This is a genomic window from Nocardia amamiensis NBRC 102102, from assembly GCF_001612745.1.
In the GTDB taxonomy this organism is placed as follows: domain Bacteria; phylum Actinomycetota; class Actinomycetes; order Mycobacteriales; family Mycobacteriaceae; genus Nocardia; species Nocardia amamiensis.
Map to the genome: position 1 here is coordinate 18,340 of NZ_BDBA01000116.1, position 22,488 is coordinate 40,827.

At 68.5% G+C, this 22,488-nt stretch carries 27 protein-coding genes; 11 read left to right on the forward strand and 16 right to left on the reverse strand.

Translation table 11 applies throughout. The features are described from left to right. Positions 1–197 precede the first annotated feature (197 nt). Entirely contained in the window at positions 198–2,006 is a 1,809-nt protein-coding gene (locus NA4_RS21610; RefSeq protein WP_067472861.1) for a tetratricopeptide repeat protein, read from the forward strand. Between the two features lie 343 nt (positions 2,007–2,349). Then, positions 2,350–3,162: a 23S ribosomal RNA methyltransferase Erm gene (gene erm, locus NA4_RS21615; protein ID WP_067472864.1), complete on the forward strand. Its 813-nt coding sequence runs from the start codon at positions 2,350–2,352 to the stop codon at positions 3,160–3,162. 275 nt (positions 3,163–3,437) lie between these two features. On the opposite strand, the gene thpD is transcribed toward erm, so the two are convergent. From thpD to NA4_RS21675, 11 genes are all read right to left on the reverse strand, one after another. After that, positions 3,438–4,355, reverse strand: a complete 918-nt coding sequence (gene thpD, locus NA4_RS21620; RefSeq protein WP_245671526.1) for an ectoine hydroxylase — start codon at positions 4,353–4,355, stop codon at positions 3,438–3,440. Then, positions 4,352–4,750, reverse strand: coding sequence for an ectoine synthase (locus tag NA4_RS21625; protein WP_067472870.1), 399 nt, complete (start codon positions 4,748–4,750; stop codon positions 4,352–4,354). The genes thpD and NA4_RS21625 overlap by 4 nt, the downstream gene beginning before the upstream one ends. Next, positions 4,747–6,024 carry a diaminobutyrate--2-oxoglutarate transaminase gene (gene ectB, locus NA4_RS21630; RefSeq protein ID WP_067472873.1) on the reverse strand — a complete coding sequence of 426 codons (1,278 nt, stop codon included), beginning with the start codon at positions 6,022–6,024 and terminating at the stop codon, positions 4,747–4,749. Before ectB ends, NA4_RS21625 begins: the two co-directional genes overlap by 4 nt. After that, on the reverse strand, positions 6,021–6,623 hold the full coding sequence (ectA, locus tag NA4_RS21635; protein ID WP_084497315.1) for a diaminobutyrate acetyltransferase: 603 nt from the start codon (positions 6,621–6,623) through the stop codon (positions 6,021–6,023). Before ectA ends, ectB begins: the two co-directional genes overlap by 4 nt. 84 nt (positions 6,624–6,707) lie before the next feature. Then, positions 6,708–7,748, reverse strand: coding sequence for an ATP-binding protein (locus NA4_RS21640; protein WP_245671527.1), 1,041 nt, complete (start codon positions 7,746–7,748; stop codon positions 6,708–6,710). 55 nt (positions 7,749–7,803) lie between these two features. Further along, positions 7,804–8,514 (reverse strand): response regulator transcription factor, encoded by a 711-nt coding sequence (locus tag NA4_RS21645; RefSeq protein WP_067472880.1) that lies wholly within the window; start codon positions 8,512–8,514, stop codon positions 7,804–7,806. Between the two features lie 431 nt (positions 8,515–8,945). Further along, on the reverse strand, positions 8,946–9,293 hold the full coding sequence (locus tag NA4_RS21650) for a hypothetical protein (protein WP_067472883.1): 348 nt from the start codon (positions 9,291–9,293) through the stop codon (positions 8,946–8,948). Positions 9,294–9,845: 552 nt separating this feature from the next. Next, positions 9,846–10,631 carry an RNA polymerase sigma factor SigF gene (locus NA4_RS21660; protein WP_067472889.1) on the reverse strand — a complete coding sequence of 262 codons (786 nt, stop codon included), beginning with the start codon at positions 10,629–10,631 and terminating at the stop codon, positions 9,846–9,848. Next, positions 10,621–11,052: an anti-sigma factor gene (locus tag NA4_RS21665; RefSeq protein WP_067472892.1), complete on the reverse strand. Its 432-nt coding sequence runs from the start codon at positions 11,050–11,052 to the stop codon at positions 10,621–10,623. The genes NA4_RS21660 and NA4_RS21665 overlap by 11 nt, the downstream gene beginning before the upstream one ends. A 157-nt stretch (positions 11,053–11,209) precedes the next feature. Continuing rightward, positions 11,210–11,893, reverse strand: a complete 684-nt coding sequence (locus NA4_RS21670; RefSeq protein ID WP_067472895.1) for a PAS and ANTAR domain-containing protein — start codon at positions 11,891–11,893, stop codon at positions 11,210–11,212. 88 nt (positions 11,894–11,981) lie between these two features. Further along, complete coding sequence (locus tag NA4_RS21675; RefSeq protein ID WP_067472932.1) at positions 11,982–12,395, reverse strand: STAS domain-containing protein; 414 nt, start codon at positions 12,393–12,395, stop codon at positions 11,982–11,984. Between the two features lie 381 nt (positions 12,396–12,776). Here NA4_RS21675 and NA4_RS21680 point away from each other — a divergent pair, with 381 nt between their 5' ends. After that, positions 12,777–13,988, forward strand: coding sequence for a glycosyltransferase (locus tag NA4_RS21680; protein ID WP_067472898.1), 1,212 nt, complete (start codon positions 12,777–12,779; stop codon positions 13,986–13,988). A 12-nt stretch (positions 13,989–14,000) separates the two neighbouring features. Here the strand turns inward: NA4_RS21680 and NA4_RS21685 are convergent, their stop codons facing one another. Beyond that, positions 14,001–14,495: a DUF6328 family protein gene (locus NA4_RS21685; protein WP_067472901.1), complete on the reverse strand. Its 495-nt coding sequence runs from the start codon at positions 14,493–14,495 to the stop codon at positions 14,001–14,003. Next, positions 14,482–14,625, reverse strand: coding sequence for a hypothetical protein (locus NA4_RS40590; protein ID WP_157129202.1), 144 nt, complete (start codon positions 14,623–14,625; stop codon positions 14,482–14,484). Before NA4_RS40590 ends, NA4_RS21685 begins: the two co-directional genes overlap by 14 nt. A 120-nt stretch (positions 14,626–14,745) precedes the next feature. Here NA4_RS40590 and NA4_RS21690 point away from each other — a divergent pair, with 120 nt between their 5' ends. From NA4_RS21690 to NA4_RS21700, 3 genes are read left to right on the forward strand one after another with little or no spacing between them, the layout of a single operon-like run. Next, positions 14,746–15,309 carry a nucleotidyltransferase family protein gene (locus NA4_RS21690; RefSeq protein WP_067472904.1) on the forward strand — a complete coding sequence of 188 codons (564 nt, stop codon included), beginning with the start codon at positions 14,746–14,748 and terminating at the stop codon, positions 15,307–15,309. Then, complete coding sequence (locus tag NA4_RS40595) at positions 15,309–15,578, forward strand: BON domain-containing protein (protein ID WP_040778860.1); 270 nt, start codon at positions 15,309–15,311, stop codon at positions 15,576–15,578. Before NA4_RS21690 ends, NA4_RS40595 begins: the two co-directional genes overlap by 1 nt. Positions 15,579–15,583: 5 nt before the next feature. Next, entirely contained in the window at positions 15,584–16,303 is a 720-nt protein-coding gene (locus NA4_RS21700; RefSeq protein ID WP_067472907.1) for a metallophosphoesterase family protein, read from the forward strand. 10 nt (positions 16,304–16,313) lie between these two features. Here the strand turns inward: NA4_RS21700 and NA4_RS21705 are convergent, their stop codons facing one another. Next, positions 16,314–16,733 (reverse strand): CBS domain-containing protein, encoded by a 420-nt coding sequence (locus tag NA4_RS21705; RefSeq protein WP_067472910.1) that lies wholly within the window; start codon positions 16,731–16,733, stop codon positions 16,314–16,316. 194 nt (positions 16,734–16,927) lie between these two features. Between NA4_RS21705 and NA4_RS21710 the strand changes: the two genes are divergently transcribed. The 5 genes from NA4_RS21710 (at position 16,928) to NA4_RS21730 (ending at position 20,944) form a co-directional block, all read left to right on the forward strand. After that, complete coding sequence (locus tag NA4_RS21710) at positions 16,928–17,269, forward strand: hypothetical protein (RefSeq protein ID WP_174552977.1); 342 nt, start codon at positions 16,928–16,930, stop codon at positions 17,267–17,269. Between the two features lie 85 nt (positions 17,270–17,354). After that, on the forward strand, positions 17,355–17,816 hold the full coding sequence (locus NA4_RS21715; RefSeq protein WP_067472914.1) for a hypothetical protein: 462 nt from the start codon (positions 17,355–17,357) through the stop codon (positions 17,814–17,816). Then, positions 17,813–18,139, forward strand: a complete 327-nt coding sequence (locus NA4_RS21720) for a hypothetical protein (protein WP_067472916.1) — start codon at positions 17,813–17,815, stop codon at positions 18,137–18,139. Before NA4_RS21715 ends, NA4_RS21720 begins: the two co-directional genes overlap by 4 nt. A 314-nt stretch (positions 18,140–18,453) precedes the next feature. Beyond that, a complete protein-coding gene (locus NA4_RS21725; RefSeq protein ID WP_157129203.1) occupies positions 18,454–19,389 on the forward strand; it encodes a glycosyltransferase family 9 protein in 936 nt (311 codons plus the stop codon). 49 nt (positions 19,390–19,438) lie between these two features. Then, on the forward strand, positions 19,439–20,944 hold the full coding sequence (locus NA4_RS21730) for an FAD-dependent oxidoreductase (protein ID WP_067472918.1): 1,506 nt from the start codon (positions 19,439–19,441) through the stop codon (positions 20,942–20,944). Between the two features lie 20 nt (positions 20,945–20,964). Here NA4_RS21730 and NA4_RS21735 read toward each other — a convergent pair whose 3' ends face one another. Next, positions 20,965–21,825 carry an SDR family oxidoreductase gene (locus NA4_RS21735; RefSeq protein ID WP_067472920.1) on the reverse strand — a complete coding sequence of 287 codons (861 nt, stop codon included), beginning with the start codon at positions 21,823–21,825 and terminating at the stop codon, positions 20,965–20,967. Between the two features lie 78 nt (positions 21,826–21,903). Then, a partial coding sequence (locus NA4_RS41480) for a PP2C family protein-serine/threonine phosphatase (protein WP_373862813.1) occupies positions 21,904–22,488 on the reverse strand: 585 nt, incomplete at its 5' end.

Genomic DNA, 22,488 nt, shown 5'->3' on the forward strand with positions numbered 1-22,488 from the left:
AGATTCTGGTGTGTGAAACCGGCCCGGTTGACGCGGGAACCAACGCCTGCACCCTGCTGGGGTGCAGGCCGAGGACGTCCGAGAAGGACGGTGTCCGAACACTCCACGAGTTCTCGGGCACGTTGAAGTACGGTATACGCTGGCCGCCCGGCGCGCGGGGGCGGCGGTCGGGATAGGGCGGAAAGGCGGGCGCGAGCATGAACGATCCGTATTCCTCGTGGGCTGCCCGGAATTCGTCCGAAAACCTGCCACTGGCCGCGCGCTATCAGAGTGCGGACCCGATCCGCTGGCACGGCAGCATGGTGTACCCGATGTACAGCGAGCAGATCGGTCCTGCTCCGACTACTGTCACGGTGACAATGCTTTCCGCGGCGCCGCCCGCCGGGCTGCGCGGGCTGGGGATCGGTCTATCCGTAGTCGACGGCTACGTGGACTTGCACGGACGGTCGCTCGCCGGAGTCGATGCGTGGAGCGACGCACTCGCCGAGGGTGTCGGTTTCCATGTGACACCGACGGCGCCGAGCACACTGGTGACGCTCACGCCGGTCTGGGTGGACGAATTCGGCACCCAGAAGTCCTGGACAGGCAATTACGGCATTGTCGTCGAGCACCGGCCCGAGGGACGAGTCGTCTTGTGGTGCAGCATCGGCGAAGGACCGGCCAACTTCGCCAACCTGGTCGTGGAGGTGTCCACCGCTCCCACCATCATCGCACCGGACGTACCGGCCACGAACGCGCCCGAGACGACGCCGATGGCGGTGAGCACGCCGATCGCTCCGCCCGCATCGACAGAAGGTCCTCCTACCGCACCCACGATGCCGGTTCCCCGGATCGACGCCGCTGCGCCCGCGGGAGAGTCCGCCGCGATCGCCGGTCCGGCCGCCGAAGATCCCGCGCAGGTCGGGAATGGCCGCCCACCCGCCAACGGACAGTCGGCCCCGGCCCGACGTTCGGGCAGTCTCTTTACGAACCTACAGTCGTCACGGACCGCACTGCCTGACCCCGAAGCTCCGCGTTCCGCACCAGGATCGATGGGCGGCGACGCGCAAGCCCCAGCGGATCCGCCACACCTAGATCACCGCGGCCCGGTTTCGAATGCACAGACCCCAGCAGAGGCCCCCGTCGCCGCTGCCCGTCCACTGCTGACAAACCCGCGCTCCGGGGCAGATTCCCCGCATTCAGCACCGAACACACAGATCACAGCAGACGCCTCCGCCCCAATGTTCGCGCCGACGCCCTCCTCGGCGAAAGTCCCGCGATTACCACCGGTCGACGCTCCCAGCCCGTCGGCCGCGCACCCAGCAACGGACATCCCGCGCACTCTTTCCAGCTCACAGGTGTCGAATATGACGCAGCACAGCGCGGATGCTTCGGACCCTCCCTTCGGCCCGCCGGTTGCGAATACCCACCCTGCGCCGTACCCATGGGACTCAGCTCCCAGCCCACAGGCGCCGAATACACAGCCCGCAGGCGCGCTGGAGCGTTCGCTAGGCCCGCTGGCGACGACGACCATGCGGAGCGCTGCGAATACGACCCACCCAGCTCCCGGTTCGCCGTCCCAGCACACGCAACCACCAGTAGGCACTCTCAGCTCCGCCCCTATCCCACCGGTTCCGGATACCGCGACCGATCCGCCGTCGCCACCGCAGGCCGGCGGACGACCCGCGGCCGTCGATCCGCCGCGGCCGACGGCCGAGACCAGGCAGTCGAGCGACCCCGGCTATCGCGGCGCGCTCTACGATCTCGGCGTCGCCATGTCCACCATGGGCGAGGAAGAACAAGCCTGTGGATTGTGGGCCCAGGCCGCCGAGGCCGGGCACGCGGGCGCCGCATACGAACTCGGGATGGTCCGCTACCGGCACGGTGACCCGGCCGGGGCCGAATCATGGTGGCGCACCGCCGCCGACCGCGGCGAACCGCGCGCCATCGCCGGCCTCGCCGACCTGCTCGACCAGCAGGGCAAGCACACCGAAGCGAGCTCGATACGCCGCAGCCACGGTCCGTGATCTGCGCTGGCGGACCTGGACTGCCCACGGGTGGGGAACATATGCGGGTGGAAGGGGCGCGTGGCATCGGGAAAAGAAGTGGCGCGCTCATGCGGGACTGCCGTAGGTTGCGGAGCATGTTGATCAGTGCGGGTGTGAACGCGCCCTACGTGGTAGGCGCGTACTACATCCGTCTGCGTACGGAGGCCTGGGCTCTGCCAGCGCACCGTAGCACCCCGATCTGCTGATTCCTTTCGATCGGAATCCACTCCCACGGGTAACGGCCCCTGGGTTCCGCTGTGCCCTGGCATGGGTCCGGGCGAATCACCCTTCCTGATTCGACCACTCCGTTCGGAGGACACCCATGTCCCGCCATCGCTCTCTTCCGCCTGCCCGACACAGCAGGCTCAGCACCCCGAGCACGCGAATGCGGCTCTCGCAGAACTTTCTCACCGATGCCGATGCCGCGCGCCTGATCGTGCGCGCCTCCGGTGTGGGCGCCGACGACCTGGTGTTGGAGATCGGCCCCGGCGACGGCATGCTGACCCGGCATTTGCTCGGTACCGCAGGCCGCGTCCGCGCCTACGAGAAGGACCGGCACTACGCGGATCTGCTGCGCCGCAGGTACGCGAATGATCCGCGAATCCACTTCTACCACCATGATTTCCGCACGGTGCCCGCGCCACGGGAGCCGTTCGCCGTTGTGGCCAACGTGCCGTTCGCCATCACGACCGACATCGTGCGCTGGTGCCTGGCCGCGCGGCGGCTCACCTCCGCCACCCTGCTGACCCAAATCGAATTCGCCCGTAAGCATTCCGGTGACTACGGCCGCTGGACGAAGCTCGCCGTCAGCCATTGGCCGACGACGGCGTTCGAACTCGGCGCGCGCATCGGCAGGCACAGCTTCCACCCGGTGCCGCGAGTCGACACCGCCATCCTCCGGCTGCGCAAGCGGCGCGATCCGCTGATCCCGCGCACGCTGATCGGCGACTACCGCAGGGTGGTCGAACTCGGTTTCACCGGAGTCGGCGGGTGCCTGGCCGCGTCACTGCGCCGGGAGTTCCCGACCGGCGCCGTTCGCGCATCCTGCGCCGCGGCCGGAATTCCGCTCGACCAGCCGGTCGGGCTGGTCTCAGCCGATCGCTGGCTGGCCCTCTACCGAGCACTGCGCACCTGACCGGAAGGCGACCGCGCCGAACCGGGAGTGCCCGTCCGGCCGAGCGGAGGCCGAATACGGCAAGGCTCGCGCGAAAGCCGAAGACACGGGTAACCGCGGGCATCCGCCGGCCGAATCACGACGGCAGGCGGGCCGGCCGCGTCGTCTCGGCGATCGCATTCGCCGGAGATGACGCGGCCGGCCTACCCGCGCTGGTCGACTCCGGCAGCCACGGTGATGCCGATATCGTCCAGCGGCGGACCACCTGCGCGGTCGAGCCCGAGCTGCGCGCTCGGTCAGGCCGTCAGAGGCGTGAAGTCGCGGCTGCCGATGTAACCCGGTCGCGGCGCAGGCGCGGCGAACGGGTCGACGAGCGTGTTGTCCATGCTGTTGAACACCACGAAAATGTTCGAGCGGGGAAAGGGCGTGATGTTGTTCGACGATCCGTGCATCAGATTGGAGTCGAACAGCAGCGCCGATCCGGCGCGGCCGGTGAACTGGCTGATCCCGTACCGGTCCGCCAGCGCGGTGATGTCCTCGGCGGTCGGAACCCCGATCTCCTGCTCCTGCAACGACTCCCGATAGTGCTCGGCAGGGGTGCTGCCCATGCACGGAACGAAGGTACGGTGCGAGCCCGGCATGACCATCAGGCTGCCGTTGATCGGGTAGTTGTCGGTCAGCGCGATCGACAGGCTCACCGCGCGGGGCGCGGGCATCCCGTCCTCGGCGTGCCAGGTCTCGAAATCCGAATGCCAGTAGAAACCGGTGCCCCGGAAGCCGGGCATGTAGTTGACCCGGCTCTGGTGCACGTACACCTCCGATCCGAGCACTTGCTCGGCCAACCGGAGTACCTGCGGCCTGCGCACCAGCTCGGCGACCGCCGCGCTGAGCTTGTGCACCTCGAAGATCGAGCGCACCCGGTTCGACGACTTCTCCACGATGAGCCGGTCGTCGTCGCGCAGCGCGGGATCCCCGGCGAGACGGGTGATCTCGTCGCTGAACTCGGCCACCTCCGCGGGAGTGAGCAACTCGTCGAAGATGGCGAACCCGTCGGCGTCGAACGACGCGAGTTCCGAGCTGTCGATCTTCCCCCAGACCGTGGGGTCGGCGCGCTCCAGGTGCGGAGCGGGTGCGCCGAGCCGGGTCGGGTAGCGATCGTAGCTTGCGGTCTCGGGCCGAGTCGCGGTGTGCTGCAGAGCCATTGCTGTGCTCATCCTCCGATCGTCGCGGCGACCAGCGGGTAGACGCCGTCGCTGTCGTGAACCTCCTGCCCCGTGACCGGCGGGTTGAACACGCACATCATCCGCATCCGGGCGCGGACCTCGAGGCGGTGGCGTTCATGTCCGTCGAGCAGGTACATCGAGCCGGGCGCGAGCTCGTAGCTGATGTCGTTGTCCAGATCGGTCAACGTGCCCTCGCCCTCGATGAGCCACACCGCCTCCACATGGTGCAGGTAGTGGAACTCGTGCACCGTGCCCGCGTCGATGGTGGTCTCGTGGAAGGAGAACCCGACGCCGTCACCGCCGAGGATGATGCGCTTGCTGCGCCAGCCCTCGCCCTTGACGTCCCGCTCGGTGCCGGTGATCTCCGCCGTGCTGCGCACGATCATGCGGCCGCCCCCATTCCGCCACAGACCGACTCGACGGCGCCGGTGAGAACATGCAGACCCTGGTCCAATTCCTGCTCCGTGATCGTCAACGGCGGAAGCAGCTTCACCACTTCGTCTGTGGAGCCGGAAGTCTCCACCAGCAGACCACGCTCGAACGCGATCTGGCAGACCTTACCCGCCTGCGAGGGATCCTCGAACACAACGCCGTGCACGAGACCCCGGCCCCGTGTCGAGACGCCCGGAAAGTACCCGGCCAGCTCACCCAGGGCGCGTGCGATCTTCTCGCCCTTGGCCTGGGTCGCGGACTGCAGGGTGTCGTCGGACCAGTAGTGGCGCAGCGCGGTGGTCGCGGTGACGAACGCCGGATTGTTGCCGCGGAAGGTGCCGTTGTGCTCGCCCGGCGACCACTCGTCCAGCTCCGGCTTGAACAGCACCAGCGCCATCGGCAGGCCGTAGCCGCCGATCGACTTCGACAACGTGACGATGTCCGGGGTGATGCCCGCGACCTCGAAGGAGAAGAACGGTCCGGTGCGCCCGCAGCCCATCTGCACGTCGTCGACGATGAGCAGGATCTCCCGGGCCGCGCACAGCTGGGCGAGATGCCGCAGCCACTCGGCGCGCGCCACGTTGACGCCGCCTTCGCCCTGCACGGTCTCCACGATCACCGCCGCGGGACGGTCGAAGCCCGATGAGGTGTCGTCGAGCACCTTCTCCATCCACTGGAAGTCGGTGGTGGTGCCGTCGAAGTAGCCGTCGTAGGGCATGTGCGCGGCGTGCACGAGCGGCACGCCCGCCCCCGCGCGCTTGGCCGCGTTGCCCGTGACCGACAGTGCACCGAGGGTCATGCCGTGGAAGGCGTTGGTGAAGCTGACTATCGTCTCGCGGCCGGTGATCTTGCGCGCGAGCTTGAGCGCAGCCTCGACGGCGTTGGCGCCGGTGGGGCCGGGGAACTGGACCTTGTAGTCCAGGCCGCGCGGCGCGAACACGGTGTCCCGCAATGTTTCCAGCAGCTCCCGTTTGGCCGGGGTGGACATGTCCAGGCCGTGGGTGATGCCGTCACCGGCGATGTAGTCCAGCAGCGAGCGCTTGAGCACGTCGTTGTTGTGCCCGTAGTTGAGCGCACCGGCGCCGGCGAAGAAGTCCAGGTAGTCCTTGCCTTCCTCGTCGCGCAGCCAGCTGCCCTTCGCGGTGGTGAACACGGTGGGCCAGGCGCGGCAATAACCGCGCACATTCGACTCCAGACTCTCGAAAACGGTGGTGTCGGCGTTGATCATCGGTGATCCTCCTCGGTGGTGCGGGCGGTCGGTGCGATGCGGTACAGCTCTTCGGGTGCGTGGCTGTCCGGGAAGTCGCCGGCATCGAACAGGGGGCTCGTGGTGATGTCGGCTCCCCTCGCCCTGGCCACCGACGTGAACATAGCGATGGACGCCGGGTTGTCCGGGGAGATCGTCGTCTCGAGCACCGAAATCCCCTGGGCAGCGACGCTGTTGAGCAAGGTGTGCAGCAGCTCGGTGCCGATTCCGCGGCCACGCTGTGCGTGATCCACCGCGACCTGCCAGACGAAAACGGTGTCGGTCGCCTGTGGGCGGATGAATCCGATCACGTATCCCACAATGTGGCCGTCCACCTCGGCGACCAGCGAGGTACCGGCGAAATCGCGACACCACAGCAAGTAGGCGTAGCTCGAATTGGCATCGAGCACGGCGGAGTCCTTGGCGATCCGCCACATCGGAGCGCCGTCGCCCAGGCGGGGCGTGCGCAGAACCACGGCCGGCCCGATGTCGTTCCGGGGTGGGGTGGCTCCCAGAGCGGCCGCGGCGTGTTCGACGCGCGATCGCTCGATCTCCGCTGAGGACAGGGTTGGCAGTGACATACAACTCCCTCGTCGGGTCAGTAGTACTTATTCAGGCTTGCGAAGCGACTTTGAGCTGAAGTGGTCGACTTCTTTACGGTCGTGTTACGGATGGATGTCGTCCAACCGAGGCAGGCGCACCACGAATCGCGCGCCGCCGCCCGGCCGCTCGGTGCAGTCGACCCGGCCGTGATGCGTGGCGACGGTCTCGGCGACCAGCGCGAGGCCGATCCCGGTCCCGCCTGTCGAGCGGCGGCCGCTGCGCGCGGTCGCGAACCGTTCGAAGATGCGCGTCCGGTCCGCGAGCGGCACGCCCGGCCCCTCGTCGTCCACGGTGACCACCGCGTCGGTGCCATCGCGGTGCACGGTGACCGCGACCACACCGCCGCCGTGCCGGTCGGCGTTGTGCAGCAGGTTGGCCACCGCGCGTTCCAGCTCCAGCTTGCGGCCCCGCACGATGACGTCCTGGTCCACGGTGAGCAGCCGCGCCGGATAGCGGCGATCGGCCAGCGTGTGGGTGAGCAGGTCGCGCACCGACAGCGGCTCGGCGTCGCCGTGGTGCATGCCCGCCTCCACTCTGGCCAGCGCGAGCAGATCGTCCAGCAGCCTGCGCAGGTGGTCGACCTCGGCGGTGACCAGGCCGACCGCGCGCTGGGAACGTTCCGGCAGATCGCCGCGATGCCGATTGAGCACATCGACGCTGGCCATCAGCGTGGTCAGCGGGGTGCGCAGCTCGTGGCTGACGTCGCCGAAGAGGCGATGCTCGCGTTCGATGCGCCGTTGCAGCGAGTCGACCATGGAGTTGAACGATTCGACCGTGATGGCCAGGTCCTGGTCCCCGGTGGCCGACAGTCGCAGGTCCAGGTCGCCGGAGGCGATCCGCGCGGCCGTGCCGGCGAGCTGGTGCAGGGGGGTCAGCACCCGCCTGCTCGCCCACCAGCCGACCGCCGCGCCGATCAAGGTGACCGCGACGGCACAGCCGATCAGCACATTGCGCAGCAGATCCAGATCGGCATTCAGGTCCCCGGACGACGCGGCGCCCGCGCGCTGCCGCTGCGCCTCCAGATAACCGCGGCTGATCACGAACACCGACACGACCAGCACCAGCGACATCAACGCGGCGATGGCCGCGAACGCGGCCGTCACACGACCGCGCAGGCTCCAGGCGCCCGGGCTCCAGCGTGTGGCATCGAAGCGACGCTCAGCGCCGCACATCGAGGCGGTAGCCGAGCCCGCGCACCGTCACCACGACGCGCGGGTCGGACGGATCTCGCTCGATTTTGGTGCGCAACCTGCGCATGTGCACGTCGACGATCCGCTCGTCACCGAAAAACCCACGGTCCCAGACGCGTTCGAGCAATACGGTGCGGCTGAGCACCCGGCCGGGTGACTCCGCCAGCTCACACAGCAACCGGAATTCGGTGAGCGTGAGCCGGATCTCCTCGTCGCCGCGGCGCACCACGCCGCTGTCCTGCGCGAGCACCAGCGGAGCCGTGTCGTCGGCCTCCAACACCATCTCTTGCGGCGTCTCGCGCTCGGCCGTGAGCCGGGCGCGCCGTCGCACCGCGCGCATGCGCGCGGTGATCTCCTTGATCTCGAACGGCTTGGTGACGAAATCGTCGGCGCCCGCCTCCAGCGCGGCCACCACGTCGTGGGTGTCGTCGCGAGCGCTGACCACGATGATCGGCACGTCGTGGTCGCGGCGGATCTCCCGGATACATTCGAATCCGTCCATACCGCCGAGCATCAGATCGACGATCATCACATCGGGCACGCCATTGCTGCGCAAATGGGTCAGCGCGTCCTCGGCTTCCTGCGCCTCGTCGACGTCGTAGCCCTCATCCTCCATCGCCAGGCGTAACGCCCCACGGACCCGGTCGTCGTCTTCCACGATCATCAGGTTTGCGCTCAAGACCTTATCCCTTGCAAACATGCGGAAGCGCGTCACGATGCGGACTACCGCATCCCCATACCGACGCGACCTTCCGCTTTCGAGCAACCTTTGCTCGGTTTCGGGTACCCGAAGTTCCAGCCGGTAAACGTCCGGCAGACCGGCGCGGGCCCCGCTGGCTCGTCCATAGACGCTATATGCCAGACCGCTCCGTCGGTAATAGGGTCATCGACTGTTGCGCACATGCGCCATCGCGGCAATCCCGCAGCCCACCCACCCTGTATCCGAGATCCCCTCAGCCGCAGGTTCCTTCCGGTTCGCGGTGGGCAACGGACACACCGCGGCGAATCACAGGGCAGCGACGGAGTTGGCGATCGCACTGTGCTCGACGCCACTGACACCGGAGGCAGCCTCGGCCGTGACCGGACTCACCCATCGCAGCGGCCCGCAGGCTACCGCGGCGCCTCCAGGCGGTTGAAATTGCTCGGCGATCCGTCGGCATTGCGCTCCTGATACCAGAAGCGCAGCTTCCTCGCGTCGAAGGTGGCGAACCATTCGTCCCATCCCACCCGGCGCAGCACGGCGCCCCCGTACCCGGGAAAGTCGAATCGCAGCACTCCGAGCCGCCCGTTGTACTCGCTCCCCGGCACGGTCGCGGGCCGGGCGCCGCGCTGCTGCGCCCAGCGACGGATGACGTCGTGATTCCTCGTGACGGAAATCCCCTTGGCCTGGGGCCGCGACCCAAAGGCACGCGGCCCCACCAGCGGATTCCGGGTGCCTGGTCGGCGCTGGTCGGTCATGACGAGCTCCTCGAGCCATCGGCATCTGTTGTCCGGCTCCTGACTGACTACCCGAGGGACATACTCCGCAAACTGGTCGGCTGAACCGTCCGTAATCCCAGCATCCAGCCGGTTCGGCTGGCAATCGTTGGGTAACCGGCCGGTGATCGGCCCCTGCGCACGGCGCACATGCCGCGCGGCGCCGATCACGAAAGAGGAGGAGTGCGATGCGCAGTGTCAGCACGGCGCGGCCGGTCCCGGATCCTGTTCCGCCGACGCCCGAGCCGGACCCCGTGCCGCCCATCCCGGAACCGGATCCGGTGCCGCCGATCCCGGAGCCGGATCCCGTCCCGTTGCCTCCGGGACCAGGTCCGCTGCCGCCGGTGCCAGGACCGGTCCCCAGGCCGCCAGGACCGGTGCCGCCGCCGGTGCCCGGCCCCGGCGGACCGTCGCCGGACCCGCAACCACCTGGACCATCGCCGGACCCCATGCCACCGAATCCGGTGTAGGTAGGCGCACCTGCGCCTCCGCTGCGGCCGTGCGCGGGCCGACGACCCTGCCGCTCAGTAATGCTCAGTCGCGCAGCGCCTGCTCACGCAGGGAATTCAACGTCCTGGACAGGATGCGCGAGACATGCATCTGGGAGACACCGAGGCGCTCGGCGATCTGGTTCTGTGTCAGCGACTCGAAGAATCGCATGATCAGCACCTGGCGCTCGCGCTCGGGCAGCTCGCCGATCAGCGGTTTCACCGCCATGAAGTCTTCGACCAGGTGATAGGACGGTTCCTCGGTGCCGAGGCTGTCCAGGAGGGGCAGCGGGGCGTTCTCGATGTCGTCGCCGGCCACGGCGTCGATGGAGGACGACTGGTAGGCGTTGCCCGCGATCAACGCCTGGGTCACTTCGACCAGATCGACGTCCAGCTCCGCCGCGATCTCCCTGGCCTTCGGCATCCGGCCGAGTCGCTGCGACAGCGTCTCGACGGTCGCGCCGATGCTCAACTGGATCTCCTTGGTCCGCCGGGGCACACGCACGGCCCAGGTGTTGTCCCGGAAATGCCGCCGGACCTCGCCCATGATGGTCGGCACCGCGAACGAGAGAAAAGAAGATCCGCGCGCCACATCGAACCGGTCCGCTGCCTGCACCAAGCCCAGTCGCGCGACCTGCAGCAGGTCGTCGAAGTTCTCGCCGCGCCCGGAGAACTTCCGCGCGATGTGCTCGGCCAGTGGAAGGCAGCGCTCGATGAGTTCCTGGCGCATCGCCTCCCGGCGTGGATCGTCCGAGGCGAGGGCTGCGATCTTCTCGAACAGCGGTTCGATGTTGTCGTAGCTGTCGCCGCGCGATCTGGACTCACCTGTCATCCGCGGCACTCCGCACCCAGCTGAAGTCGATCACCGTGGGATACCCGCCGAGCATGCCGTCGTAGGAGCCCTGGGCCGCGGCGATCGAAGCGGTCAGGGTCCGCACGATGTGCCAGCCGAAGCCGGCCTGGCCGATCACCGACTCCGAGACCGCCACCGAGGAGACGTGCACGAACATCTTGTCGGCGTCGTAGGTGAACTCACAGTCGAGCATCGAGCCGGGCACCGCATCGAGGATCAGCGAGGTCGCTACCTCGTCCAGAGCGAGCCGGATGTCGGTCACCTCGTCCAAGGCGAAGTCCGCGATCAGGGCGACGGTTTCGGCGAGGGCGCGCAGCATGGTCAGCTGCTCCGACCGAGCGGGTACCCGCACGCCGACGGTCGTTGTCTCGGTAGAGGATTGGGAAATCCACTCCCCCATTACCCATCACCACCTTGTCCTCGCAGCCGCCGCGGCGGCCTGGATATCGCCAGGTCTTCCCGAGCCGCCGAAACACCGCCCGCCGCGGACGTGAATCGCATAGCCGCCGCGCTCCTCGGTCGTTGACGTACCCCGCGCCGACTGATCGAAACACTGGTCAGTCGGTGTCGATCCGTTCGTGGGCGGTGAGCAACAAGTGGTCGAATTCGGTACGCAGGCCCACCGTGGTGCCGGTCATCCCCGGCAGGTCGGCGACCAGTCGGGCGGCCAGGGTGCGCAGCTTCACGTTGGTCTCCTGCGACCGCCAGCTCAGCACTCGGAAGGCCTGCTCGGCGCTGATGCCGTAGACCAGCATGAGTGCGCCTTTCGCCTGTTCGATCACCGCACGGGCGGCGTACAACTCGGGCAGCGTGTCGTCCAGCGTTTCCTGCCGGTGTTCCTCGAGCGTGTCGGTGACATCGATGTAGTACCCGGACGTGCCGACCACCGCACCGGCCTCGTCCACCATGCGATCGGCCACCAGGATCACATGGTGGACTTCGCCACCGGTATCGATGATTCGATGACGGCTGGAGAACGGCTCCGCGTAATCGAGCGACCTCGCCAGGGCACTGGCCACCGCGGCGCGGTCGTCCGGGTGCTTGTGCGCCAACAACAACTCCGTTGTCGGCGTCACCGTCCCCGGGGCGTAACCGTGGATCCCAGCCACCTCGTCCGACCACTCCCATCGCTGGTCGGCGAACCAAAACCGAAAACTGCCGACGCTCTGCGGCGTCCCCATCCCGATCACCCGGTCCAGCCCGATGGCTTCCTTGGGCTGGACCGACCCACTCTCACTCACAACAGAAGTATCCGTTGCCCGCGCACGCGGTGCGAGCAGATCGGAATGCTTTCTGACGGCGGGCGCGGATTCCGTGATCGAGGTCAGCTCACGCGTCCAGTGCCGCCCGCATCGAGGGATAGTGCGGGAACAGCGACCGCACTCCGGTGACTTCCAGAGCCCGCTCCACTCCCGATCCACCCGCGACGATGCGCAGATCGGGACCGGTGGACACAGCCCTCCGGACCGATCCGAGCCGCACTGCCGCACGCAAACTCATGAATCTGGCCGCCCTCAGATCGATCACAACGGCATCGCACGGTGACTGCATCGCATGGTCGACCGTGGCGAAGAACTCAGCCGACACGGCGGCGTCCAACTCGCCTTCGACGCGGACCACTACACATTCGCGGCGGCGATCCACCCGCTGTGCCCACAAGCGGTTGTCGCGCCTGCGTTCGGGGCCCGAACCGTTGAGATGCATACCGTCGGCATGCTCTCGTAGCAGAGAAATGGCAGACAAGTCGAACCTCCCATCTGGGGGATTCCAGCTCTCCGCGACGGCTGGGACGAGGGGCGGCGCCGCGAATGAATCGGTTGTCATGCCGTCCCATCGACCGGCTTCGCCGTGCGTCGAACCGGGGTCGGCTGTTATCTCAACCTCCCTACAGTGTGGCACGGCCCGCCCGTTCCCGACAGCGTTCGACCGGAGAACCTCGCACGACCGGAATGCCCGCGAGCAAACGATCCATTCACCGGCCGTGGTCGCGACCGTGACCGGGTTTCATCACTCCGCCTCAGGGCATATCTGGCACATATTCCCCGAACGTCACGCGATGCCGGTCGTTGGGCAGCCGCGCGCATACGCGCGCCTGCGGCGCCCGCGACAAGAACGGAGCAACCGGTGAAGATCGCCATGGTTTCCGAAGACGTCAGCCCGCTCGCCGAGGGAAGTCCCGCCGATCCGAGCGGCCGCGGTCCGCACGTAGCCGGACTGTCGGCGGCCTACACCCGCCGCGGGCACGACGTGACGGTCTACACCCGCCGCACCAGTGCGTCGGCCCCCACCGAGCATGTCGCCGACGGCGGCTACCGCGTCGTGTCCGTCCCGGCCGGACCGCCCACTGCACTGCCCGGCGACCGGACCCTGCCCTACCTGGGCGAATTCGGCACGTTTCTGCGGCGGCACTGGGCCGCCGAGCAGCCGGACCTCGTGCACGCGCATCACTGGCTGTCCGGGCTGGCTGCCGAGCTGGCGGCGCGGGCGCACAGCATCCCGGTGGTGCTGACGTTCCACGGACTCGGCACGGTGCAACGGCGCTGTGAAGGTCTCGCGGACCCGAGCCCGCGCTCGCGGATCCGTTTCGAGCGGCTGATCGCGACCAGGGCGGCGCATGTGGTGGCGACCTGCTCCGACGAGGCCGTGGAATTGGCCAGGATGGGGGTGCCGCGCTTTCGCACCTCGATCGTGCCCTGCGGCGTCGACCTCACCGCGTTTGCCCCCGAGGGAAGCCGCGCCGAGCGGCACGCCGGACATCGGCTGGTCGCCGCAGGAGAACTCGTGCGGCGCAACGGATTCGACGCAGTGATCAAGGCGCTGCGGGAGCTGCCGGACACCGAACTGGTGATCGCGGGCGGCCCGTCGACCGGCGACCAGGACAACACCGAAGGCCGAAGGTTGCGCCGTGTCGCAGTGGAACACGGTGTGCGCGAACGCGTTCGGCTGCTCGGACCGGTGGCTCGCCCAATGCTGCCGCGGCTGTACCGCTCGGCGGACGTCATGGTGTGCACGCCCTGGTACGAGCCGTTCGGCACGGTGGCGCTGGAGGCGATGGCATGCGGCAGGCCGGTGATCGCCACGCCCGTTGGCGGCCTGCTGGACACTGTGGTCGACGGTGTCACCGGGCGGTTGGTCGCTCCCCCGGAGCCGGACGCGATCGCACGTGCGGTTCGCCCGCTGCTCGAGGACGAGACCCTGCGCGAAACATGGGGCGCGGCAAGCTATCAGCGTGCGGCGGGACGCCATTGCTGGGATCGGATCGCGGTCGAGACGCTCACCGCCTACCACCGCGGCGCTCCCGCACGAGCCGGGGAGGTGGTGTCAGGGGCCAGATGAGCACGAATGTGCTCACAGATCGGCCGGTGTGCCGCGCCAGCGCCATGGCGCGAGGAGCCACACGACCAGAAAGAGCGCTGCGAGGATGATTCCAGCGGTCACGGCCTCCGCCGTCCCCGCCACATAGTCCACCACGAGAACCACCGCCCCGATCAAGGCCAGCGCAAGTAGTGCGAGTCCCGCCATCGCGCACCGATGCGCGGCGGCGACGACGTTACCCAGCCGGTGCCGCCGGAACAGAATGCGATGCCAGGACACCGGCGCGACCAGGAAGACCGTCGCCCCCACGGCGGCACCCAGGGTCGCGACATACAGCATGCGCATAGCGTGCGACAACGTGCCGAACGATGCTTCGAACGGCAGGATCAGCAGTGCGCCGATCAGGAACTGCACGCCGGTCTGCACGACACGCAGTTCCTGGATCAGGCTGGCCCAATTGCGGTCCAATTGTTCGAGTTCGGTCTCACCGCGCTCTCGACGCGCCCAGGCGTCGTCATTCTCTGGCACTCCGGGTCTCCTGGCGATTGCGTTTCTGGATCGCCTCGACGAGCTCGTCCTTGGTCATCCAGGAACGGCCGGAAAGGGTGCTCGGCAACTCGGACTGTTCGGCTTCGCCGCGCGCCGTCGTCTTGGGCATGATCGCTCCCGTCCGGTAGTCCGAAAGCCACTCGCGACATGTCTGCGCGGGCTCTCCGTATCCGGTCGCATACCCGGAGAAACCTCGATTAACCCGGCGTCCGCCGGGTATCACCGCTGCATGGTCGTCACCACCGATCAGTTGCTGCACGCGCTCACCCGGGCGGTGAACGCGCTGGCCGCGACCGATATCCGATTCGCGGTGGCAGGCGGCTGCGCGGTCTACGCTCGCGGCGGTCCGGAGTCGCAACACGATGTCGACCTGTTCGTCAAACCGGCCGATGTGGGGCGGGCGGTCCACGCGCTGACGCGCGCCGGACTTCGCGCATGCGAACCGCCGGAGAACTGGCTGCGCAAGGTCTACGCCGACGACATCCTCATCGACCTGATCTATCGTCCGAACGACCGCGAGGTGACCGACGAACTGCTCGATCGCGCCACCGTGCTGCGAATCGGACCGACCAGGGCTCCGGTGATCACCGGAACCGACCTGATGGTGGACAAGATGCTGGTCTTCGACGCCCACCGGCTCGACCTCAGCCCGATCCTGCACATCGCGCGCGACCTGCGGGAACAGGTGGACTGGGAGGTGGTGCGGGAGGAGACCAAGGCGTCGCCGTACGCGCGGGCCTTCCTCGGCCTGCTGGATGATCTCGGCATCACCCGCACCGGAAAGGTGGACTAATGGAGCAGCCGCAATACGTCGTCGCCCATCTGCGCCGCGCGTTGGCCGAAGATCCGCGCACCGCCGAACTCGGCGTGCAGGTGACCATCCGCGGCGATGTCGTGGTGCTCGGCGGCGAAGTGAGCAGCGAAGAACGCAAACAACAGATGGAAACCGTGGTCCGCGAACAACTCCCGCACGCGCGCATCCACAACGATGTTCATGTCACCCGTCCCGCGGCGCCCGTGGAAACCGAGACGCTGGAACCGGACCGATCCGAAAGGAGTTGAGCGGCATGCGGATAGCCGCGGTCGGCGACATACACATGGGCGTGGATTCGCGCGGGCAGTGGCGTCCCGCGCTGCGTGAGCTGCCCGAGCGGGCCGACATCCTCTTGCTTGCCGGCGATCTGACCCGGCACGGCACCGTCGACGAAGCGAAGGTCGTCGCCACGGAATTCGCGGACCTCGGCGTCCCGGTTGCCGCCGTGCTCGGCAACCACGATTACCACTGCGATGCCGAGCACGACATCGCGGCCGTGCTGGGCGACCACGGCATCACGGTCCTGGAAGGGACAGCGATGACGCTCACCGTCGACGGGACAACACTCGGGGTCGCGGGCACGAAAGGTTTCGGCGGTGGCTTCGCGGGCAAATGCGCCAGCGTCTTCGGCGAACGTCTGATGCGCGAATTCGCCGGGCACACCGTAGAAGTGGCCGCCGCACTCGGCAGTGCCCTCGCCGCGCTGGACACCGATGTCAGGGTCGCGCTCACGCACTACTCCCCCATCAGCGACACATTGCACGGCGAGCCGAGGGAGATCTATCCGTTCCTCGGGTCCTACCTGCTCGGCGAGGCGATCGACGCGCACGGCGCGGATCTGGCGTTGCACGGGCACGCGCACGCGGGCGCCGAGCGCGGCACGACTCCGGGCGGCATCCGGGTGCGCAATGTCGCCCAGCCGGTGATTCGTGCGGCGTACGCGGTCTATGACCTGCACCCGGCCGTGGTCTGAGCGCGCTGGATCAGAAGTCGGTCGAGATGGCCTCCACCGTGCTGCCCGCCTCGGTGTTCTCGACGGTGGTGGCGACGTCCGCCTGCGCGATGATGCCGACCAGTTGGCCGTTCTCCAGCACCGGCACGCGCCGTATCTGATGCTGCGACATCACCGACATGACCTTGCGTACGTCGTCGTTCGCGTCGACGGTGACCAGTTCTTCGCCGCCGAGTTCGCCCGCGTCCACCCCGAGCGGGTCCTTGCGCTGGGCGATCACTTTGACGACGATGTCGCGGTCGGTGAGCATGCCCTTCAGCCGGTTGTCCTCGCCGCAAATGGGCATGGCGCCGACATTCAGCTCCGCCATCCGCTGCGCGGCCGTCACGATCGTGTCGCTGGAGCGGATGCATTCCACGTCGGGGGTCATGATTTCCCGTGCTGTTGTCATCGGTGTCCTCCTGGGACGTCTCGAATTGTGCGAGCCCCCGAGAATCGGTCGACTCGCTCACGTCGTACCCGCGTTTCGCATCCCTTAACGCGGGCATCCGACCGATATGGCGGCCCGGATCGCCGACTCGGAGCACTTCCGGCGCACGCCGCCGCGCACCGAAATCGTTGCCGCTGAAGAGGAAGGACAATCCGATGCTGCCAGCACCGAACGAATCGAACGCGGGATCCGGCACCGGAGAGCAGCACGGACGCTCGCATGAGACCTTTCCGGATCACGCACGCACCGTCCGCACGCACGCCGGGGAATCCATCGAGGACGCCCGGAACTGGCCGGGCATCATCCTCGTCGGCATCGGCGTGGTGACCATCGCACTCACGCTCACCGCCGCCGGATACGGGTTCGCGGGCTGGGCGGTGGTCGCCGGCATCGTCAGCGCCGTATGCATCATCGCCGGTGTTCTCGTGATCGTCGCCGAGCATCGCCGAATCAAGGCGCACGAAGGCAAGCGGCTGAGGGACGCGGCCGGTCACTGAGCAGACCGACGGGCGCTCTGGTCCTGCCGCGCCGGGGCAACCGCGGCTGGTGTCGCGACCCGTCGCCCATTACGAGGGAGAAACAATGACAGACCATCGCAGCCGGGCGTGGACGCGCCTGGCCTTGCTTGCCTGCGCCTGCGCGGCGGGTTCGGCGCTCGCGGGGTGTTCCGGCAACGACGACAGCGCCCCTGTTCCGGCGACGCCCGCTCCCGCGACCGTCTCGATCACGATGCCGGGCCCGGCGCAGACGCAGGTGCCGAACCCGGACCAGATCACGCCGGAAGCCGCGCAGCAGTTGTGCGATATGACGCGCTCGGACCTCGACTCCTGGCGTGATCAGGGAACCGTGGTCGCCAAGGTGAGCTTCAACGGCACGGTGCACAACTGGGCGGTCCGCAACGGAGGACTCAACGACTTGATCGTCACCGACCGCGGCGTCGTCGACACCGTCACCGCGCAGAACTGCCCGGACGTGCGCCAGCAGGCGCTGGAGGCGCTGGACGTGGCGGATCTGGCCTCGGCCTTGGCAGGGTTCGGGCGATGAGCGCCGTGATCCGGCCCGGTCGTCTGGGCATAGCCGTTCTGGCCGTACTGGCGGTGTGCGCGGCAGGCTGCGGGGATGAGCCGAAGAAGGTCGTGAACAAGGGCGGCGACACCCCGTGCAACGAATTCGTCGCTCAGGATCCCGACAAGCAGCGCATCACCACGGAGAAGTTCCTCGAGCAAGAGCGCGAGGGTGACGGAACGCCGGACGCCAACACCGTGGACGCCGCGATCGCGGCCATCGAATTGATGTGCGCGGCACAGGCCAACCCGGATACCCCGATCCGGAAGGCGGATCTCACCGGCATTCTCGTGCCGAAATAGCCTGCCGAGCTGCCCGCCGCAGGAGTGGAAACGACAGGTTTCGAACTGCGCAGGCCGGGCATATCCCGAACACCGCTCCCGCCGTGGGTTACCCAGGCGCCAACCCAGCGGGGGCACTGCCGGAATCCGATGCGCATGCCCCCCGACAACGGCGTCGAGGAGCACATCGGCCGGCGCCTTCGAGACGCGTTTTCCCGGCGTCCGAGCAGGATTTCCGGCGAGCGGCTCGAAGCTGGTGGCACCCCCGCCCCGGGTTCGCCAACGACGTCGTCCCGGTGGCGGGTCTCCCCCCTGCGATCACTGTGGAGGCATCGTTGACGGTTACGCTCGCGCTCTGCGCGCACGGGCTGCGCGAGCTGCTGACGGTAGTTCCCGCCTTGCGCGCGTTGCACGACGCCCGGCCGCGCCACCCGCTGGTTCTCGCGGCGCCGGGCCGGCTGCGCCCCGTCGTCGAACTGGCCGATTGCGTCGACGAACTGCATGCGACTCCGCTGCCTGCCGCGTTGCGCTGGAACGCGCCCCCGCCTGCGTTCGCGGTCGATCTGCACGGTGCGGGCGCCGACAGCATCGGTGCGCTGCTCGCGACCGGCCCGGCGCACATGATCGCCCACCGCCACAAAGACTTTCCTCGAGTGCCCGGCCCGGCGTGGCGGCCGGGCGTGTCCGAGCCCGCGCGGTGGTGCCGACTGCTGGAGTACGCGGGCATACCAGCCGATCCCGCTCGCCTGGATCTCGCGCCGCCGCCGGAGAGCATCGGCGAGCGCGAATCCATCGTTGTGCACCCAGGAGGTGCGCCCGCGCGGCGCTGGCCCGAAGAGCGGTTCGCGGCCGTGGCGGCCGACCTCCGCGACTGGGGATGCCCGGTGCGCCTGGTCGGCAGCGCCGCGGACCGTCCACTCGCCTGCCGCATCGCGCAACAGGCCGGACTACCCGAAACCAGCGTGCTCGCGGGTGAACTCACGCTGCGCCAGCTCGCCGCCACGGTGGCCGGCGCGGCGCTCGTGGTGAGCGGCGACACGGGTGTGGGGAACCTGGCCACCGCCTTCGGCATACCGTCGGTGCTGATCTTCGGCCCTGAATCGCCCGCGACCTGGGGACCCCCGCCGGAACGCGAGGCGCATACCGTCCTGTGGGCAGGCCACCTCGACGATCCGCAGGACGGCGCGCCGGCGCCGGGGCTGGCCCTGATCAGCGTCGCCGAAGTGGTCGCCGCCGCGGATCGGCAGCTCACCAGCCGGGCGCGAGTGTGAGGACCGTCCTCGGGCGTTTCGGTCTATCGAGACCGGCTATTTCGGGGTTATGACCTCCCTCTGGTTGCACGGCGCACAGATCCCGGCACGATTGCGGTTGACGCCGGGCTCGCGCTTCGACACGGTCGTGATCGGCGGCGGGCTCACCGGCCTGGTGACAGCGCTGCTGCTGGCCGAGAACGGCATCGAGGTGGCCGTGGTCGAAGGCAGACGCGTCGGCGCGGGGACGACCGGTTCCACGACCGGAAAGGTCAGCCTGTTGCAGGGAACCCGGGCTCAGCAGATCGCCGCGCACCACTCCGATCACGCGCTGCGCGCCTACGTCGAGGCAAATCGCGCGGGACAAGACTGGTTGTTGCGTTTCTGCGCCGAGCATCGCGTTCCGGCCGAGCGGGTCGCCGCGCTGACCTACGCGCAGAACGAGGACGAAATATCCGCGGTGCGAGCCGAATTCGCCGCGACCCAGAAAGCGGGCCTGGCCACCGAGTTACTCGACGAACTCGATGTTCCGTTCCCGGTGCACGGCGCCGTCCGCCTCGCCGATCAGGCGCAGCTCGATCCGATGGCGCTGCTCGCGGCGCTGGCGGCGGATGTGGAGTCGCACGGCGCACCGATCTACGAGTCCACCCTGGTGCGCGGCGTGCACCACGGCGAACGGGGCGATCTGGCGGTGTCCACCGAACACGGTGAGCTCGCCGCGCGCACGGTGGTGTTGGCGACCGGGACACCGATTCTCGACCGCGGCGGATTCTTCGCCCGGCTCACCCCGCAGCGGTCCTATCTGGCGGCGTTCGCTGTGGACGAGCCCATTCCGCACGACATGTACATCAGCGCGGGCAGCCCGACGCGGTCCCTGCGCCGCGCGCAGGGACCGGACGGCGAGTTGCTGCTCGTCGGCGGCAACGGCCACGTCGTCGGCCGCGGCGGATCGACTCGGCGCAAGGCCGACGACCTGGTGAGCTGGGCGCGGACCTGGTTCCCTACCGCGGCACCGGTGCACCAGTGGTCCGCCCAGGACTACGCGCCGGTCGACCAACTGCCCTATGTGGGACCGGTGCTCCCTGGGCAGAACGACATCCAGCTGGCCACCGGATACGCCAAGTGGGGGCTGACCAACGGCGTCGCCGCGGCCATCGCGCTGGCGGGTCGGCGCGTCGGTAATCCGCCGGACTGGGCGGGCACGCTGGCCAGTTGGCGCCCGAGTGAACTGAAGGCGCTTCCCACGGCGACGAAGCTGAACGGCGCGGTGGCCCAGCATCTTTCCGCGGGCTGGCTGCGTGCCGTGACGCGGCACGACGGCGCCGCCCCGGCCGAAGGTTGCGGCGCAGTGCTGCGTGAGGGCCTGCACCCCACCGCGGTGTGCACGGTGGATGGCACCACGACGCGGGTCTCGGCCATCTGCCCGCACCTGTACGGCATCGTGAGCTGGAACGATGCGGAACGCACCTGGGATTGCCCGCTGCACGGCTCGCGGTTCGCGCCCGACGGCACGTTGCTCGAGGGTCCGGCGACCCGATCCCTTACTCCACTACAAGTGCCGCGCGATGCGTTCTGAGGGTTGACGCTGCGGCGTCCTCAGCGGGCGGGCGCGCCGGCCTTCTGCTCGACGTAGCGGGTCATCGCCCAGTTGAGCCCGCGCATCGCGAGAGTGTAGGCGGGCGGGAAGTACCGCTGGGCCCAGAAGCCGACGCGGATGTCGGTCGAGGTGAAGATCAGATACCGATTCCGCTCGACGCCGCGCACGATCGATCGGGCCGCCGCCTCCGGCGTCACCGCGTGCCGCATGAACAGCGACATCCCGCGCTGCACCGCCTCGGTCGTCCGGTCGACGCCCGCGATGTCGACGCTGTCGACCATCGGTGTGGCCATGGCACCCGGACACACCAGGCTCACTCCGATGCCGTGCCGGGCCAGGTCGAAGCGCAGTACTTCCGACACGCCGCGCAAGCCGAACTTGCCAGCGCTGTAGGGCGCGTGCCATGGCAGTCCGAACAATCCCGCGGCCGACGACACGTTCACCAGATGCCCGCCGCGTCCGGCGGCGATCATCTGGGGGACGAACGCTTCGATCACGTGGATCGGGCCCATCAGGTCGATGTCGATGGTGCGCCGCCATTGCGCGTGCGTCAGCCGGTCCACGGTGCCCCAGGTGGCGATTCCGGCCACGTTCATGACGATGTCGACACTGCCGACCGCGGCGTGCGCCTCCGCCGCCAGCGCGACCACCTGGTCGTAATCACTGACGTCCGCGGCCGTGGCCACGTGCACGGTCGCGCCCGCCGCACGCGCGTCGGCGGCGGTCTGTGCGAGTCCGTCGGCGGCGATGTCGGTGAGGACCAGCGCGGCGCCTTTGGCCGCGGCCGCGAGTGCGGTACTCCGACCGAGGCCACTGGCCGCACCGGTGATCAAACAGGTCTTACCGCCGAACTTCGTCATAGTCGACGACCATACGCAACCATGAACATCACTGTCTATGGAACTGGGAAACGGTGTTTCGCCACCTTCTGGCGGCTTTCACCGGTCGTCATCCCGGTGGCCCCGCCACGGCACCGGAGCCAGCGCAACGGTGATGTTGTCACCGCCGCCGCAACCCAATGCGAACTCGGCGAGCGCGTTGGCCGCGGCTGTGGGAGCGGCCCCGGCCACCTTGCCGGACAAGGCGGACGCAGCGGGCAGATAGTTCCACAACCCATCCGAGCACAGCAGCAGCATGCCCGGACCCATGGCACGCATCGTCCGCACGCAATTGTCCGCCCAGGGTTCCCGCGGACTGTCCGCACCAAGCCAGCGGATCAGCGTGTGGGCCCGCGGATCGGCCATCGCGGCGTGCTCGTCCAGCGCGCCGGCATCGACCAGGGCCTGCGCCCAGGAGTCGTCGACGGTCAACCGCCGCGCGGACTGCTCGCCCGCCTCCGCCAGCCAATATGCCCGGCTGTCACCGACATTGGCGACGGTGATCTCGGTATCGGCGCCGCTGTACCGCACGATGGCGGACACATAGGTGCACGATGGAGCCGGACCATCGGCGACGTCGACATCGCGCACGGCCTGCGCCGCGGCGGCGAGACCGAGCATGATGGCGTCGGTCGCGGGCTGCCC

What these genes read in the sequence shown, in the direction of transcription:
- NA4_RS21610 (WP_067472861.1), top strand. Translation starts at nt 198, where the DNA reads ATGAACGATCCGTATTCCTCGTGGGCTGCCCGGAATTCGTCCGAAAAC.
- erm (WP_067472864.1), top strand. Translation starts at nt 2,350, where the DNA reads ATGTCCCGCCATCGCTCTCTTCCGCCTGCCCGACACAGCAGGCTCAGC.
- thpD (WP_245671526.1), bottom strand. Translation starts at nt 4,355, where the DNA reads ATGAGCACAGCAATGGCTCTGCAGCACACCGCGACTCGGCCCGAGACC.
- NA4_RS21625 (WP_067472870.1), bottom strand. Translation starts at nt 4,750, where the DNA reads ATGATCGTGCGCAGCACGGCGGAGATCACCGGCACCGAGCGGGACGTC.
- ectB (WP_067472873.1), bottom strand. Translation starts at nt 6,024, where the DNA reads ATGATCAACGCCGACACCACCGTTTTCGAGAGTCTGGAGTCGAATGTG.
- ectA (WP_084497315.1), bottom strand. Translation starts at nt 6,623, where the DNA reads ATGTCACTGCCAACCCTGTCCTCAGCGGAGATCGAGCGATCGCGCGTC.
- NA4_RS21650 (WP_067472883.1), bottom strand. Translation starts at nt 9,293, where the DNA reads ATGACCGACCAGCGCCGACCAGGCACCCGGAATCCGCTGGTGGGGCCG.
- NA4_RS21660 (WP_067472889.1), bottom strand. Translation starts at nt 10,631, where the DNA reads ATGACAGGTGAGTCCAGATCGCGCGGCGACAGCTACGACAACATCGAA.
- NA4_RS21665 (WP_067472892.1), bottom strand. Translation starts at nt 11,052, where the DNA reads ATGGGGGAGTGGATTTCCCAATCCTCTACCGAGACAACGACCGTCGGC.
- NA4_RS40590 (WP_157129202.1), bottom strand. Translation starts at nt 14,625, where the DNA reads ATGCCCAAGACGACGGCGCGCGGCGAAGCCGAACAGTCCGAGTTGCCG.
- NA4_RS21690 (WP_067472904.1), top strand. Translation starts at nt 14,746, where the DNA reads ATGGTCGTCACCACCGATCAGTTGCTGCACGCGCTCACCCGGGCGGTG.
- NA4_RS40595 (WP_040778860.1), top strand. Translation starts at nt 15,309, where the DNA reads ATGGAGCAGCCGCAATACGTCGTCGCCCATCTGCGCCGCGCGTTGGCC.
- NA4_RS21700 (WP_067472907.1), top strand. Translation starts at nt 15,584, where the DNA reads ATGCGGATAGCCGCGGTCGGCGACATACACATGGGCGTGGATTCGCGC.
- NA4_RS21705 (WP_067472910.1), bottom strand. Translation starts at nt 16,733, where the DNA reads ATGACAACAGCACGGGAAATCATGACCCCCGACGTGGAATGCATCCGC.
- NA4_RS21710 (WP_174552977.1), top strand. Translation starts at nt 16,928, where the DNA reads ATGCTGCCAGCACCGAACGAATCGAACGCGGGATCCGGCACCGGAGAG.
- NA4_RS21715 (WP_067472914.1), top strand. Translation starts at nt 17,355, where the DNA reads ATGACAGACCATCGCAGCCGGGCGTGGACGCGCCTGGCCTTGCTTGCC.
- NA4_RS21720 (WP_067472916.1), top strand. Translation starts at nt 17,813, where the DNA reads ATGAGCGCCGTGATCCGGCCCGGTCGTCTGGGCATAGCCGTTCTGGCC.
- NA4_RS21730 (WP_067472918.1), top strand. Translation starts at nt 19,439, where the DNA reads ATGACCTCCCTCTGGTTGCACGGCGCACAGATCCCGGCACGATTGCGG.
- NA4_RS21735 (WP_067472920.1), bottom strand. Translation starts at nt 21,825, where the DNA reads ATGACGAAGTTCGGCGGTAAGACCTGTTTGATCACCGGTGCGGCCAGT.